Origin of the sequence: Amycolatopsis sp. EV170708-02-1, from assembly GCF_022479115.1 — a bacterium.
Lineage (GTDB): Bacteria > Actinomycetota > Actinomycetes > Mycobacteriales > Pseudonocardiaceae > Amycolatopsis.
In genome coordinates this window covers 6362931-6377687 of sequence record NZ_CP092497.1, presented here as the reverse complement: position 1 = coordinate 6377687, position 14757 = coordinate 6362931, and the positions used below count along the sequence as shown (strand labels likewise).

The following is a 14757-nucleotide window of genomic DNA, read 5'->3' as shown; positions in this document are numbered from 1 at the left end:
CCGCACGGTTACAGGTAACCTGGCGTCGTGGTCGAACCCGTGTCCCAGAACACCTCCGAAGACGAGCCCGATCGCCCCGAAGAGGAGCGCCCCACCCGGGCCTCCCGCCGGGGCCGATCCGGCTCCAAGAAATTCGGCAAGGTCAACAAGAAGCGGTCGTTCTGGAAGGAACTGCCGATCCTGATCGTCGTCGCGCTCGTGCTGACGATCTTGATCCAGCAGTTCCTCGCCAAGGTCTACATGATCCCGTCGGGGTCGATGGAGACCACTTTGCACGGCTGCTCGGGATGCACGGGCGACCGCATCCTGGTCGACCGGATCACGTACGACTTCACCGATCCCAGCCCGGGCGACGTGGTGGTCTTCAAGGGGCCGCCCGCCTGGGTCGGCGAGATCGACACGCCGGAGTCCAGCAACATCTTCGTCACCGGATTCCGCACGCTGGGTTCCCTGATCGGGTTCGCGCCACCGGACGAGCGCGACTTCGTCAAGCGGATCATCGCGGTCGGCGGCCAGACGGTCCAGTGCTGCGACAACAACCGCGTCGTCGTCGACGGCAAGGCACTCGACGAGCCGTACGTCCACTGGGAAGAGGGCATGGCCCCCACCGAGCGGACGTTCGAGCCGGTCAAGGTGCCCGCCGGCTACGTCTGGGTGATGGGCGACAACCGCAACAACTCCAGCGACTCCCGTATCCAGGGTGGCGGTGGGGTCAACGGCGCAGTCCCGGTGGACAACATCATCGGCAAGGCACGGGTCATCGTGCTCCCGCCCGGCCGCTGGGGTGGCGTTTCGGACCACAACCCGCAGGCGAACGCTCAGCCGCTGGCGCTCGGCGCCCCGGCTTGGCAGCAGGGGCTCCCCTTGGGAGTCGGTATCGCCGCGGCGTGGCCCGTGCTCTTCCTCGGCAGGCGGATGTCGGCCGGAGTGCGCAAGGCGGTCGACCGGAGGCGGTAAGGCCTTGAGAGTTCCTGTACCGCTCACACCGGCCGAGCCGCTTCGGCCGCCGCGGGCAGTGGTGCGTGGCGACCTCTTCTGGGGTTTGCAGGGTGCGCTGGACCGGCGGGGCCTCGGGCCCGTCGCCGGAGTCGACGAGGCGGGGCGCGGTGCTTGCGCCGGACCGCTCGTCGTGGCCGCCTGCGTCCTGCGTCCCGGCGACGCCGCACGCCTGCCCGAGCTCACCGATTCGAAGGTGCTCACGGCCAAGGCACGCGACCGCGTGTACGACCGGGTCGTCCAGCGCGCCGTCGACTACTCGGTCATCGTCATCCCCGCGGCCGAGGTCGACCTGTTCGGCATCCACGTCATGAACCTCGAAGGCATGCGGCGTGCCGTCTCGGCGTTGCGGAACACGCCCGGCTACGTCCTGACCGACGGATTCCGTGTGTCCGGGCTGCCCGCCCCGAGTGTCCCGGTGATCAAGGGGGACAAGGCGGTCGCGTGCGTGGCGGCGGCTTCCGTGCTGGCGAAGGTCACCCGGGACCGGATCATGAGCGACCTGCACGACGTCCACCCGCACTACGGTTTCGACGTGCACAAGGGGTACAGCACCACCGACCACAGCGCCGCGCTGAACACTCACGGTCCGAGTCCGGTCCATCGCTGGTCGTACGCCAACGTGGCCACCGCGGCCGCCGCGCACCGGGTGCGGCCGCCTCACCCGGTCGTGCTCACCGTCGCGGCGCTGGAAAACCCGAGCGTGCCGATACGTGCCCTCGGCCCGTACGTGGGTAACAATGAACGCTCCGCCGCTGGAACAGCAGCAAAATCGCGAGGAGGGGCGCGGATTTCATGAGCGCAGAGGATCTCGAGAAGTACGAGACCGAGATGGAGCTCTCGCTTTACCGCGAGTATCGCGACATAGTCGGCCAGTTCTCGTACGTGGTGGAGACCGAGCGGCGGTTCTATCTGGCCAACGCCGTCGACGTGCAGGTGCGCGACGGCGGCGGTGAGGTGTACTTCGAGGTCCGCATGTCCGACGCGTGGGTCTGGGACATGTACCGGCCCGCCCGGTTCGTCAAGCACGTCCGGGTCATCACGTTCAAGGACGTCAACGTCGAGGAGCTCGACAAACCGGATCTCCGGCTGCCGGAAGACGGACCGTTCTCCGGCTGACCCCCTGAGCACGGAGAAGGCCCCCTTCACATGGCGTCCAGCGCCGTGAAGGGGGCCTTCTCCGTACTTGTCCGGGGCGCATAGCACAGCCCACCGACGATCCCGGCCGGCGAGCTCCCGTCACGGCCGAACCATCCACAACACCCCAGTTGTCCACAGGCGGCCGAATCGCCCCTGTCCGCCACCCGTTCACCCTGGCAGCGTTGATCGCACACACACCGTGACGATCGCTGAGGGGGATCGAGATGACGAGCACTGCCGAACAGCGGCCCGCCGGGACACCACGGATCGAGCTGGGCCGCTGGGGAGAGGACCTCGCGGTCCGGCATCTGGAGAAGACGGGCTATGTCGTCCTGAGCCGCAACTGGCGTTGCCGTGACGGCGAACTGGATCTCATAGCGACGGACACCAAACGGCTCGTCTTCTGCGAGGTGAAGACGAGGACGGGGCTGGACTTCGGTACGCCGGCCGAGGCGGTCACCCCGGACAAGGCGGATCGCATCCGTCGTCTCGCGTACCAGTGGCAGCGCAAGTTCATGCTCCGCTGGTGCCCGGTCCGCTACGACATCATCGCGATCGTCGCCCCGCCCGGCATCCCGCCCCGGGTGCGGCATATCAAGGCGGCGTTCTGAATGGCGCTGGCGAAGGCCTGGTCCGTGGCGCTGCTCGGCGTCGACGGCAGGATGATCGAGATCGAGGCCGACATCGGCGGTGGATCGCCGAAGGTGACGATGGTCGGCCTTCCCGACACCGGACTGAAAGAGGCCAAGGACAGGGTCCGTTCGGCCGTGCGCAATTCCGGGCGGACCTGGCCGGACGAGAGGGTGATCCTCGGTCTGTCACCGGCGAATCTGCCGAAGGTGGGGTCCGGTTACGACCTGGGGATCGCGGCGGCGGTCCTGGCCGCCACCGGCTCGGTCCCGGCCACGAAGCTGCTGAACACCGTGCTGCTCGGTGAGCTCGCCCTCGACGGCCGGGTAAGGGCGGTCCGCGGGTCCTGCCGGGGCTGCTGGCGGCGCGCAACGCCGGGTACCGGCGGGCCGTCGTCCCCGCCGAATCGCTGTACGAAGCCGCACTCGTGGACGGACTGGAGGTCGGTGGGGTAGCGAGGCTGAGCGAATTCGTGGACTGGCTCAAGGGCGAAGGGGAACTCACCCGCCCCGAGCCGTCGGTCGTCCAGGAGCCGCCCCGGGTACCGGACCTCGCCGACGTGGTGGGGCAGCCGGAAGCGCGATGGGCGCTGGAGGTGGCCGCGGCCGGCGGGCATCACCTGCTCATGACCGGCCCGCCCGGGGTGGGCAAGACACTGCTCGCGAAACGGCTTCCCGGCCTGCTTCCCAGGCTGACCGCCGAAGAGTCGTTGCAGGTGACAGCGGTGCATTCGATCGACGGTTCGCTCTCCCGCACCGAACCGCTGGTCACCGTGCCCCCGTTCGTCGCGCCGCATCATTCGATCAGCGTGCCCGCCCTGATCGGCGGCGGAAGCGGCCTGGCGGTCCCCGGGGCGATCAGCCGCGCGCACCGGGGAATCCTGTTCCTCGACGAGGTGTGCGAGTTCGGTCCGGAGCGGCTGGAGTCGCTGCGCACGGTGCTCGAAGAGGGCGAAGTGCGGATCGCGAGGGTCAAGGGCGCCGTGCGGTACCCGGCACGGTTCCAGCTGGTGATGGCGACCAACCCCTGCCCTTGCGCCCCGACGAAGGACGCCGACTGCACCTGCTCGGCGACCGTGCGAAGGCGCTACTTGGGCCGGCTGTCCGGGCCATTACTCGATCGGGTGGATCTGCGGGTTCGGCTGCGTCCGCTGTCCGCGCTCAGCGCGCACCTGAGCGAGCCGCCCGAGGCGTCGGCGGCCGTCCGGGAGCGAGTGCTGGAGGCACGCGAGCGGGCCGGGAAGCGCTGGGCGGAGCAGGGCTGGCTCACGAACGCGGAAGTGCCTGGCCCCGCTCTGCGCCGTGAGTTCGCCCTGCCGTCGCAGGTCACGGCCCTGCTGGACCGTGCGCTGGACAGAGGCGCGATCACCGCGCGCGGCGCCGACCGCTGCCTTCGCATCGCTTGGACGCTCGCCGATTTGAAGGGGGCCGACAAACCGGAGGCGGACGAGGTCGCGGCTGCCCTCAACTTCCGGGAGAGGTCATCCGGATGAGTGAACTCGAAGCCGAACGTGTCGCGCGGTCGTATCTCCTGCGTGTGGCCGAGCCTCCGGCACCCGCTTTGGCCGGCTTCGTGGGCGAAGTCGGCCCTGTCGTCGCCGCGGAACGGGTTCGGCGTGCCGATTGCCCACCGAAGGTGCGCGACGAGACAGCCGCCCGGCGGGCGCACGACTACGCCGAGCGGGATCTGGAGCGGGCCGCGGCGGACGAGACCAGGCTCGTCATCCCGGAAGACGGCGAATGGCCCGCTTGGCCGTTGCTTTCGCTGGCCGTGGCGCAGAGCAGGGGCGTTCCCGGTGTGGCACCTCCGCTGGCACTGTGGGTCCGCGGCCCGGCCAAGCTCGATGAAGCGGTCGACCAGGCGATCGCGATCGTCGGCGCCCGCGCTGCGACCGGGTACGGCGAGCACAACGCGGCCGAGCTGGGGTATCACCTCGCGAGCCGCGGGATCCCGGTGTTCTCGGGAGCGGCGTACGGCATCGACGCCGCGGCCCACCGGGGCGCGCTGAGCGCGGGCGGGACGACGGTCGCCCTTCTCGGCTGCGGAGCCGACGTCGGGTACCCGGCGCAGCACGCGACCTTGCTGCGCAACATCGGCAAGGTCGGCGCGGTGGTCAGCGAATACCCGCCGGGCACGTCGCCCGCGAGGCATCGGTTCCTCGTGCGGAACAGGCTCATCGCGGCGCTCACGGAAGGGACCGTCGTGGTCGAAGCGGGCAGGCGCAGCGGCGCGCGGAACACCGCGAGCACGGCCGGAGCCCTGGGCAAGGTCGTGATGGCCGTGCCGGGGCCGGTGTCGTCAGGGATGTCCGCCGGCTGCCACGCGCTGATCCGCGAAGGCGAGGCCACGCTGGTGACCTCGGTCGACGAGATCCTCGAGACCGCCGGACGGTTGGGGGCGCCGGGAGCGGATCCGTCGAAACCGCGCCGCCGCACCGATCGGCTCGGTCCGGAGGCGCTGCGAGTGCACGACGCGTTGTCCGAGCGGTCGGCGAGACCCGAGGAACGGCTGGCCGCCGAGTCCGGCATCCCGGTCGAGCGCGTTCGCTCCCTGCTCCCCGAACTGGAACTCGAGGGCTTCGCGGAAAGGAGTGACGCAGGGTGGCGAAGAAGGGCCGCCAAGACCTGACTGGCCTACACCTGAGACGCCATCCCGGCACGATCCGACCACGGACACCGCAACAGGGTGCGGCGATACTTGACCATCCGCCGTACATCGCGCAGCGTGATCGGCATGCCGTCGACCGAAGGTCCCCACGGCACGGGGAAACGCGCCCGCAGACCCGATCTGCGCGCCGCCCGTGCCGCGCTGCCGGAGCCTGTCCGGAAGCTGATCGACGACTACGAGCGGCACCTTTCCCTGGAACGCGGGCTGTCCGCGCACACCGTCCGTGCCTACCTCGGCGACGTGGTTTCGCTGCTGGGTTTCGTCGATGGGAACGGCGGCCGGTTCGAAGATCTCGATATCGGGGTCCTGCGCGGTTGGCTCGCCCGGCAACGCGAGGAGGGGGCCAGCCGGACGACTTTGGCGAGGCGTGCGGCCGCGGCCCGCACCTTCACCGCGTGGGCCCACCGAGGTGGGGCGCTCGCGTCGGATCCTGGCGGACGGCTGGTGGCGCCACGCGCGCACCGCAAGCTTCCCGGGGTGCTCCGCGCGGAGCAGGCGAGTGATGTCATGCGCTTCTCAGCCGCCGGTGCCGAACAGCGCGACCCGGTGGCTTTGAGGGACAGTGCCATCGTGGAACTGCTCTACGCCACGGGCGTGCGGGTCTCGGAACTGTGCGGGCTGGATGTGGGCGACGTCGACTTCTCCCGCCGGGTCGTGCTCGTGCTGGGCAAGGGCGGCAAGGAACGGGTCGTGCCGTTCGGCGTCCCCGCCGAGACGGCGTTGCGGGCATGGCTGGACGAGGGCAGGGGAAGGCTCGCCGTCGAAGCGAAGGATCCGGGGAAAGCCCCGCTCTTCCTGGGTGCGCGGGGCGGCAGGCTCGACCCGCGGGCGGCCCGGCGGATCGTCCACGACGCCGTCGGTTCGGTGCCGGGCGCGAACGACATGGGCCCGCACGGCCTGAGACATTCCGCGGCCACCCATCTGCTCGAAGGCGGCGCTGATCTTCGAAGCGTTCAGGAACTGCTTGGTCACGCTACGCTGGCTACAACGCAGCTCTACACTCATGTGACCGTCGATCGGCTGAAGGCGATCCACGACCGCGCGCACCCCCGGGCCCGATGATGCCGGGGAGAACTCGGCAGGTGACCCGGCGGCCCGGACCGGCGGCGCACGCGCATCCGCACGAGCACGGAGACCACGCTGAGTCGCATGCTGAGAACGGCGGTCCGATGACCGCCGACCCACATGTCACCGAAGCCGCCGGGAAACATCGTCCCGGCGGGGACGGTCCTGCCGTCGCGCCCGAAGCACGGACCGGCTACGAAGTGGACGCCGGGATCCAGGCACTGTGGCGGGAGTTCACCGAGTCGCCGGACCAGGTCGTGCGCGACCGGCTCGTGCTGCACTACGCCCCGCTCGTCAAGTACGTCGCGGGCCGGGTCGGCACCGGCCTGCCCACTCACGTCGACGTCGGTGACCTGATCCAGTCTGGGATCTTCGGCCTGGTCGACGCCATCGAGAAGTTCGAACCCGCCAGGGGCCTGCGGTTCGAGACCTACGCAATGCAGCGCATCCGGGGCGCGATCCTCGACGATCTCCGCTCCCAGGACTGGGTCCCCAGGGCGGTCCGCAGCAAGGCCCGCGAGGCCGAGCGTGCCCTGGAACGCCTCGGCGCCCGGCTGAACCGCACACCGACCGACGCTGAACTCGCGGCCGAGCTCGAAATCAGCGTCGACGACCTGCGCGAGTTCTACGGACAGATGCAGCTGACCAGCGTCATCGCACTGGAAGACCTGGTCGCCGCGGGCAAGGACAGCGGCTCGCTGGTCGACACCCTGCCCGACGACGGCGCCGTCGACCCGGTGGCCGTCCTGGTCGATCAGGACAACCGGCGCCAACTGGCGCAGGCGATCGCGCAGCTGACCGAACGCGACCGGATCGTGGTCGGTCTCTACTACTTCGAAAGCCTGACGCTCGCCGAGATCGGCAAGGTCCTCGGCGTCACCGAGTCACGGGTCAGCCAGCTGCACACCCGCGCCGTCATGCGGCTGCGCGCCAAACTGGTCGAGCAGGCCTAGCCTCGGTCGGCTCCGCGACGATCGGCCGCGTTGCCGCCTGCCCAATGCCCGCCCGGCGCCGCATCCCGGGTGAGCTGCGAAGGCCGCACGTCGCGGCCTTGTCGCCCTGCTGGAAGCCCCTTTCTCGAGTGAGTGCGCCGCACGCTCCTCGTGGCAGAGGGACGACGCGCGTGTCTGAAGGGACGACGCGCGTGTCTGGGAGGACGGCGCGTGTGTCTGGAGGGACGACGCATGTGTCCGCATGCATCGCGTGCGAGTGGAGGGACGGCAGGTGTTCGGGCCGGGTTACGTGTGCTTGGGCCGGAACAAGCGTGGAGCCGGAAGGCACGCCGCCGCCCCGGACTCGGAGTGATCGCCCTCGCATCACGCGAGTTCCGTCTTCCAGCACGCGAGTTCCGTCTCCAAGCACGCGTGTTCGGTCGTCGATCACGCGAGTTCCGTGCCTGGGCACGCGAATTGCGCGATCTGCCGAGGACCCGCGTCCCGCTTTGGAAACTCATGAGCCGCCTTGAGCATCCGCGGGCAACGGGGCACCGCTATCCCCGGAACGGTCACTCAGTCTCCTTCCCACGGTTTGAGCCGGATTTCGGACGGCTCTCCGATCAACGCGAGCGGATCGACGTACTCCTCGCCCCGCCGGACACCGAAATGCAGGCAAGCCGGCTCCGGGCAGCCGGGGTGGCCCGCCGCGAGTGTCCCGAGCACTTGCCCCCGGTAGACCTGATCACCCGCGGTGACCGTCGGGGCGAGCGGTTGATAGGTGGTGCGAAGCCCTCCTTCGTGGTCGATCGACACCACGCCGCGGCCCGCCACCTGCCCGGCGAACATCACCACCCCTTCGGCGGCCGCGAGCACGTTCGTGCCCGGTGCCGCGGCGAGGTCGACGCCTCGATGGCCGGGGCCGTACGGAGTCGAGGGCGGCTCGAAGTACCTGGTGACGCTCGGTGCCGGCGAAAGCGGCCAAGAGAGGCGCCCTTGCGGGGAGGGCGCGCCTCTGGCCGTTCCCGGCATGGCCGCCGACGCGAAGATCGCGAGCAGTGTCGCCAGGATCGCGAGGCGGGGGAGCCGCCGAGGGCCCCCAGGGCGGCGGTGCCTCCCGCCGGTGCGGTCGAGAGCGAAGGAGTGCCTGGTGACAGGGCGGGAACAGGTCGTCATGGTCATGTGTTCCAGGCTGGGGGACCGGCGTGGCGGGCGGGGCGCGCCGGGGGAATCTGTGGATAACCGAGGTGGTTGTGGACAACCCCTCTCATCAGGGGCTGCCGGTGCGGTACCCGGTGGCGACAGGGAGTAGACTCTTTTGCGCGGTCCGCGGCAGCGGACTGACTTCGCGTGCACGTGCGCGCTCCCGATGGCCGATCTCCTCACGGAGGGTCAGGACAGGCGGGGGCACACGGCCCGGCGGTCCTTGAGGTCACTTCGCCACAGGGTCCGGGCCCGAGCATCGGCACCAGGGCGATCGGCCACCCGGCCGAGAGCGACGAACCGAGCAAGCGCGTTCCGGCGGAGCCGGGCGCGCACGACACAGAAGAGGTTGATTCCGGCAATGGCCGTCGTCACCATGAAGCAGCTGCTCGACAGCGGCGTGCACTTCGGGCACCAGACCCGTCGGTGGAACCCGAAGATGAAGCGCTACATCTTCACCGAGCGCAACGGCATCTACATCATCGACCTGCAGCAGACGCTGACGTACATCGACCGTGCGTACGAGTTCATCAAGGAAACCGTCGCGCACGGCGGCACCATCATGTTCGTCGGCACGAAGAAGCAGGCTCAGGAAGCCATCGCCTCCGAGGCCTCGCGCGTGGGCATGCCCTACGTGAACCAGCGCTGGCTCGGCGGCATGCTGACCAACTTCCAGACGGTGCACAAGCGTCTCCTCCGCCTGAAGGAGCTCGAGTCGCAGGAGCAGACCGGTGGTTTCGCCGGCCTGACCAAGCGCGAAATCCTCACGCTCACCCGTGAGAAGGACAAGCTCGAGAAGACCCTCGGCGGTATCCGCGACATGGCCAAGGTGCCGAGCATCGTGTGGATCGTCGACACGAAGAAGGAGCACATCGCCGTCGGCGAGGCTCGCAAGCTGAACATCCCGGTGGTCGCGATCCTGGACACCAACTGCGACCCGGACGAGGTCGACTACCCGATCCCGGGTAACGACGACGCCATCCGTTCGGCCGCGCTGCTGACCAAGGTCGTGGCCGAGGCCGCCGCCGCCGGTCTGATGGCCCGCTCCAGCCGCAACGGTTCCTCCGCCGACGCCAAGCCCGAGGCCGGTGTCGCCACGGACGAGCCGCTGGCCGAGTGGGAGAAGGAGCTGCTGGCCGGCTCCGAGACCGCCGCCGCGGACGCCAAGGAAGCCGCCGCCGCGACCGACGCCGCCACCGAGGCCCCGGCCGAGCAGGCCACCGCCTCCTCCTGATCCACCCGCTCGTGGGGCCGCCTCCGGGCGGCCCCACGAGTGAATTCCCCAAAAGACTTTCTCGTACCTGAAAAAGGACGGACACACCCACGATGGCGAACTACACCGCCGCAGACGTGAAGCGTCTCCGGGAGCTCACCGGCTCCGGCATGATGAACTGCAAGAAGGCGCTGGAGGAGAACGACGGCGACTTCGACAAGGCCGTCGAGTTCCTGCGCATCAAGGGCGCCAAGGACGTCGGCAAGCGCGCCGAGCGCGCCACCGCCGAGGGCCTCGTCGCCGGTGACGGCGGCGTGCTGATCGAGCTCGACTCCGAGACCGACTTCGTCGCGAAGAACGAGGACTTCCAGGCCCTCGCCGCGAAGATCGTCGAGGTCGCCAAGGCCGAGAAGACCAGCGACGTCGAGAAGCTGAAGGCCGCCTCGCTCGACGGCAAGACCGTCGAGGAGCAGGTCCAGGAGCTGGCCGCCCGCATCGGTGAGAAGCTCGAGCTGCGCCGTGTCGCCGCTTACGAGGGCACCACCACCACGTACCTGCACCGTCGCGGTGCGGACCTCCCGCCCGCCGTCGGCGTGCTCATCGAGTACACCGGTGAGGGCGAGGCCGCCGCCGAGGCCGCTCGTGGCGCCGCCATGCAGGTCGCCGCGCTCAAGGCGAAGTACCTCACCCGTGACGAGGTTCCGGCCGAGGTCGTCGAGAACGAGCGCCGCGTCGCCGAGGCGACCGCCCGCGAAGAGGGCAAGCCGGAGCAGGCCATGCCCAAGATCATCGAGGGCAAGGTCAACGCCTACTACAAGGACAACGTCCTGCTCGAGCAGCCTTCGGTCAAGGACAACAAGAAGACCGTCAAGGCCCTGCTCGACGAGGCCGGCGTGGCCGTGAGCCGGTTCGCCCGGTTCGAGGTCGGCCAGGCCTGATCCAGGCGCGGAACACAAGAATCACCACTGTGCCCCGTCTCCGTCCATCGGGGACGGGGCACAGTCGGGTTTCAGAGCATTAGGGAGGGCGACATGGGTGTCCGGGTCGAAGGCGGATACCGGCGGGTGCTGCTGAAACTGGGCGGCGAGATGTTCGGCGGCGGTTCCATCGGGGTTGATCCGGATGTGGTGCACTCGGTCGCCCAGCAGATCGCCGACGTCGCGCGGACGGGCGTGCAGATCGCCGTCGTGATCGGCGGTGGTAACTACTTCCGCGGCGCGGAACTGTCGCAGCGAGGCATGGACCGCGACCGCGCGGACTACATGGCGATGCTCGGCACCGTCATGAACTGCCTGGCGCTGCAGGACTTCCTGGAGAAGGAGGGCCTGCCCACCCGGGTGCAGACCGCCATCACCATGGGACAGGTCGCCGAGCCGTACATCCCGCGCCGCGCCGAGCGTCACCTGGAGAAGGGTCGCGTCGTCATCTTCGGCGCCGGGGTCGGTATGCCGTACTTCTCGACGGACACCGCCGCCGCGCAGCGCGCGCTCGAGCTCGGCTGCGAAGCCGTCTTGATGGCGAAGGCCGTCGACGGCGTCTACACCGCGGACCCGAAGAGCGACCCGACCGCCGAGATGTTCCACGAGATCAGCCACCGCGAGGTGCTGGAACGGGACCTCAAGGTCGCCGACGCCACCGCGTTCAGCCTGTGCATGGACAACAACATGCCGATCATCGTGTTCAATCTGCTCACCGAGGGGAACATCGCCCGTGCGGTCAGCGGTGAAAGGATCGGCACCCTGGTCGACACCCCCGCCGACGGGGTGCCCGCGTAGTCCTGCTCTGATCTCCGTAATCGGTACGCATACACAACAACGGGAGTTGCCGTGATCGACGAGACCCTCCTCGACGCCGAGGAGAAGATGGAAAAAGCGGTGTCCGTCGCCAAGGAGGACCTGTCGTCGGTACGCACCGGCCGGGCCCACCCCGGGATGTTCTCGCGCGTTGTCGTCGATTACTACGGCGCGCCGACCCCGCTGAACCAGCTGGCGGGCGTCAACATCCCCGAAGCCCGGATGGCGTTGATCAAGCCTTACGACCAGAGCTCGCTGAACGCCATCGAGAAGGCGATCCGCGAGTCGGACCTCGGCGTGAACCCGAGCAACGACGGCAACGTGATCCGCATCGTCATCCCGCAGCTCACCGAAGAGCGCCGCAAGGAGATGGTGAAGGTCGCCAAGGCCAAGGGTGAGGACGCCCGCGTCTCGATCCGCAGCGTCCGCCGCAAGGCCAAGGAAGAACTCGACCGGATCAAGAAGGACGGCGAGGCGGGCGAGGACGAGGTCGTCCACGCCGAGAAGGAACTCCAGAACCTCACCGACACCTACACCCACAAGGTGGACGAGCTGGTGAAACACAAGGAAGCCGAGCTACTCGAGGTCTGATGAGCCAGGTGAGCGAGGAACGCGAGGACCGGGTGGAGAACCCGGAACCGGTTCCGGCCGAGAAGCCGGAACCGGCGAAGAAGGTTTCCCGCGCCGGCCGCAACCTGCCCGCCGCGATCGGGGTCGGGCTGCTGCTGGGCGCGGCGATCGTCACGTCCCTGCTCACCGTGCGCTTTCTGTTCATCGGCATCATCGCGATCGCCATCGCGGTCGGCACGATCGAGCTGGCCGGGGCACTGAAACGGGCGGCGGGCATCCGGATCGCGCTGGTCCCGGTGCTCGTCGGCGGTCAGGCGATGATCTGGCTCGCGTGGCCGTACGGCCGCGAAGGCGCGTTGACGGCGTTCGTGCTGACGGTGCTCGTCTGCCTGCTGTGGCGGTTGCCCGGCGGCGCGGACGGGTATCTGCGCGACATCAGCGCGTCGGTCTTCGCCGCCGCGTACATCCCGCTTTTCGGTGCCTTCGCCGCCATGCTCGTCCCGCCGGACGACGGTGTCGGCAGGGTCCTGGCGTTCATGATCGGTGTCGTCGCCTCGGACACCGGTGGCTACATCGCCGGTGTGCTGGGCGGCAAGCATCCGATGGCGCCCACCATCAGCCCGAAGAAGACCTGGGAAGGTTTCGCCGGTTCCCTAGTGGCCGGTGTGGTCGCCGGCGCGCTGACCCTGAGCCTTCTGCTCGACGGCCATGCCTGGCAGGGTGTGCTGTTCGGCGCGGCGATCGTCTGCACGGCGACGCTGGGCGATCTCGTCGAGTCGCTGATCAAACGCGATCTCGGGGTCAAGGACATGGGGAACATGCTGCCGGGTCACGGCGGTTTGATGGACCGGCTCGATTCCTTGCTTCCTTCGGCCGTCGTCTCCTGGTTGCTGCTTTCGGCGTTCGTCCCCGTTTAGCCGAATCCGTGTGACAAGCCCGGGACGCTGGGCCAAGGTCGGAATATGCGGACTCGACGGGTGAGTAAGCGAATTCTGGCCATGGCACTGAGCGTGGTGACGCTCGGCGCCCTGACGACGACCGTGGCGGAAGCGGGCGAAAGCCCGGTCGTCCGCACGGATTCCGGTCCCGTGCGTGGCGTGAGCGCCGACGGATACCGGAGCTTCCAGGGCATCCCGTTCGCCGCGCCCCCGGTCGGCGACCTGCGCTGGGCGCCGCCACGGAATCCCGAACCGTGGTCCGCCGTGCGGGACGCGAGCAGGCCGGGGCCTCGATGCGCCCAGGGCGCCGGGCTCGGCTCTCCGCCGAGCGACGCCGAGGATTGCCTGTATCTCAACGTGATCAGCCCGGCCAAGGTGGCGCGCAAGCCGCGTCCGGTGCTGGTGTGGGTGCACGGTGGCAGCTTCACCTCCGGGGCGGGCAGCGACTACGACTTCAAGCGCATGGCCCTCGGCGGCGACGTCGTCGTGGTGACCGTGAACTACCGGCTGGGGGTGTTCGGCTTCTTCGGGCATCCGGAGCTGGGACGCGACTCCGGCGTCTTCGGCCTTCAAGACCAGCAGGCCGCGCTTCGCTGGGTGCAGCGCAACGCGCGCGCCTTCGGGGAGATCCGCGGAATGTCACGCTGTTCGGTGAATCCGCCGGCGCGATGAGCACCTGCGCCCAGCTGACCTCGCCGTCGGCGGCGGGGCTGTTCCACCGCGCGATCATCCAGAGCGGTCCGTGCACCTTGACCTGGCCCGACGGCGGGTTCTTCCCCGGCGTGCCCGCGGGTTCGCCGTACCTGCCCCGCGCGGACGTCGAAGCGATGGGTGCCGACGCGACGAAGAAGCTCGGCTGCGCCGACGTCGCCTGTCTCCGGCGGCTGCCGGTCAAGGACCTGGTGAACCAGCCGTTCTCGACGCCCGCGTTCGGCACCGGCCTGTTGCCGGAGCATCCGGCCGAGGCGCTGAAGGCGGGTCACTTCGCCCGTGTGCCGGTGCTGACCGGGGTCACCAGGGACGAGGCGAGGCTTTTCGTCGCCTTGTTCCCCGGCCATCCGTTCACCGAGGAGCATTACCGGGAACTGCTGCGGACGGCGTTCGGGGAGAAGGCGCCGCTCGTCGAGGCCCGGTATCCGTCGGCGAAGCACGGCGGCCCGGCGATGGCGTTCGCGGACGCGATGACCGATCGGATCTGGGGTTGCCCGCAGGCGGGGACCGAGCGGCTGCTGCGTCAGCGCACGCGGACCTTCGGTTACGAGTTCGCCGATCGGGACGCTCCGCCGCTTTTCCCCGCTCCTCCCGGAATGCGTCTCGGTGCATCCCATGGAGCCGAATTGGCTTATTTGTCTGATTTAACCGCGTTTCCGGCCGAATTGACGCCCGCCCAGCGGGATCTCGCGGCGCAAATGATCCGGTATTGGACCGCGTTCGCGCGCACTGGTGATCCGAACGGCGAAGAACTGCCGAAATGGCGGTCCTCGCCGCGGACGCAGTCGCTGGCGCCGGACGTGATCGGCCCGGTGGACCTCGGTGCCGTGCACGGCTGCGGTTTCTGGGCCGGTCTCTGACGAAAGAGCCGGGGCGACGGTGTCGTCCCGGCTCTTCGG

13 protein-coding genes and 2 pseudogenes are annotated in these 14757 nt (G+C 69.1%); 14 read left to right on the top strand and 1 reads right to left on the bottom strand.

Annotated elements, in window-relative coordinates; genetic code table 11:
* The first annotated feature begins 27 nt into the window (after positions 1 to 27).
* The 8 genes and pseudogenes from lepB (at position 28) to MJQ72_RS28855 (ending at position 7451) form a co-directional block, all read left to right on the top strand.
* Positions 28 to 957: a signal peptidase I gene (gene lepB / locus MJQ72_RS28890; protein ID WP_240594233.1), complete on the top strand. Its 930-nt coding sequence runs from the start codon at positions 28 to 30 to the stop codon at positions 955 to 957.
* 58 nt (positions 958 to 1015) lie between these two features.
* A complete protein-coding gene (locus tag MJQ72_RS28885; RefSeq protein WP_240601445.1) occupies positions 1016 to 1795 on the top strand; it encodes a ribonuclease HII in 780 nt (259 codons plus the stop codon).
* Positions 1792 to 2115 carry a DUF2469 domain-containing protein gene (locus MJQ72_RS28880; protein ID WP_003096226.1) on the top strand — a complete coding sequence of 108 codons (324 nt, stop codon included), beginning with the start codon at positions 1792 to 1794 and terminating at the stop codon, positions 2113 to 2115. Before MJQ72_RS28885 ends, MJQ72_RS28880 begins: the two co-directional genes overlap by 4 nt.
* Positions 2116 to 2360: 245 nt before the next feature.
* A complete protein-coding gene (locus MJQ72_RS28875) occupies positions 2361 to 2747 on the top strand; it encodes a YraN family protein (RefSeq protein ID WP_240594232.1) in 387 nt (128 codons plus the stop codon).
* Positions 2748 to 4258, top strand: a pseudogene (locus MJQ72_RS28870) (YifB family Mg chelatase-like AAA ATPase).
* On the top strand, positions 4255 to 5394 hold the full coding sequence (dprA, locus tag MJQ72_RS28865; RefSeq protein WP_240594231.1) for a DNA-processing protein DprA: 1140 nt from the start codon (positions 4255 to 4257) through the stop codon (positions 5392 to 5394). Before MJQ72_RS28870 ends, dprA begins: the two are co-directional and overlap by 4 nt.
* Positions 5395 to 5499: 105 nt before the next feature.
* Entirely contained in the window at positions 5500 to 6495 is a 996-nt protein-coding gene (locus MJQ72_RS28860; protein WP_240594230.1) for a tyrosine recombinase XerC, read from the top strand.
* Positions 6496 to 6602: 107 nt separating this feature from the next.
* Positions 6603 to 7451, top strand: a complete 849-nt coding sequence (locus MJQ72_RS28855; protein WP_091600115.1) for a FliA/WhiG family RNA polymerase sigma factor — start codon at positions 6603 to 6605, stop codon at positions 7449 to 7451.
* Positions 7452 to 8006: 555 nt separating this feature from the next.
* Here MJQ72_RS28855 and MJQ72_RS28850 read toward each other — a convergent pair.
* The gene (locus tag MJQ72_RS28850) at positions 8007 to 8612 is read right to left on the bottom strand and encodes a murein hydrolase activator EnvC (protein WP_240594229.1); all 606 of its coding nucleotides are present in this window, start codon (positions 8610 to 8612) and stop codon (positions 8007 to 8009) included.
* Positions 8613 to 8994: 382 nt separating this feature from the next.
* On the opposite strand from MJQ72_RS28850, the gene rpsB reads away from it, so the two are divergent.
* From rpsB to MJQ72_RS28820, 6 genes and pseudogenes are all read left to right on the top strand, one after another.
* A complete protein-coding gene (gene rpsB, locus MJQ72_RS28845) occupies positions 8995 to 9867 on the top strand; it encodes a 30S ribosomal protein S2 (RefSeq protein ID WP_016336222.1) in 873 nt (290 codons plus the stop codon).
* A gap of 92 nt (positions 9868 to 9959) precedes the next feature.
* Positions 9960 to 10784: a translation elongation factor Ts gene (tsf, locus tag MJQ72_RS28840; protein ID WP_240594228.1), complete on the top strand. Its 825-nt coding sequence runs from the start codon at positions 9960 to 9962 to the stop codon at positions 10782 to 10784.
* Positions 10785 to 10877: 93 nt separating this feature from the next.
* Positions 10878 to 11621: a UMP kinase gene (pyrH, locus tag MJQ72_RS28835; RefSeq protein WP_005154669.1), complete on the top strand. Its 744-nt coding sequence runs from the start codon at positions 10878 to 10880 to the stop codon at positions 11619 to 11621.
* Between the two features lie 51 nt (positions 11622 to 11672).
* A complete protein-coding gene (gene frr, locus MJQ72_RS28830; RefSeq protein WP_240594227.1) occupies positions 11673 to 12230 on the top strand; it encodes a ribosome recycling factor in 558 nt (185 codons plus the stop codon).
* Complete coding sequence (locus tag MJQ72_RS28825; protein ID WP_240594226.1) at positions 12230 to 13126, top strand: phosphatidate cytidylyltransferase; 897 nt, start codon at positions 12230 to 12232, stop codon at positions 13124 to 13126. The genes frr and MJQ72_RS28825 overlap by 1 nt, the downstream gene beginning before the upstream one ends.
* A 45-nt stretch (positions 13127 to 13171) precedes the next feature.
* Positions 13172 to 14718: pseudogene (locus MJQ72_RS28820) on the top strand (carboxylesterase/lipase family protein).
* The last annotated feature ends 39 nt before the right edge of the window (positions 14719 to 14757 follow it).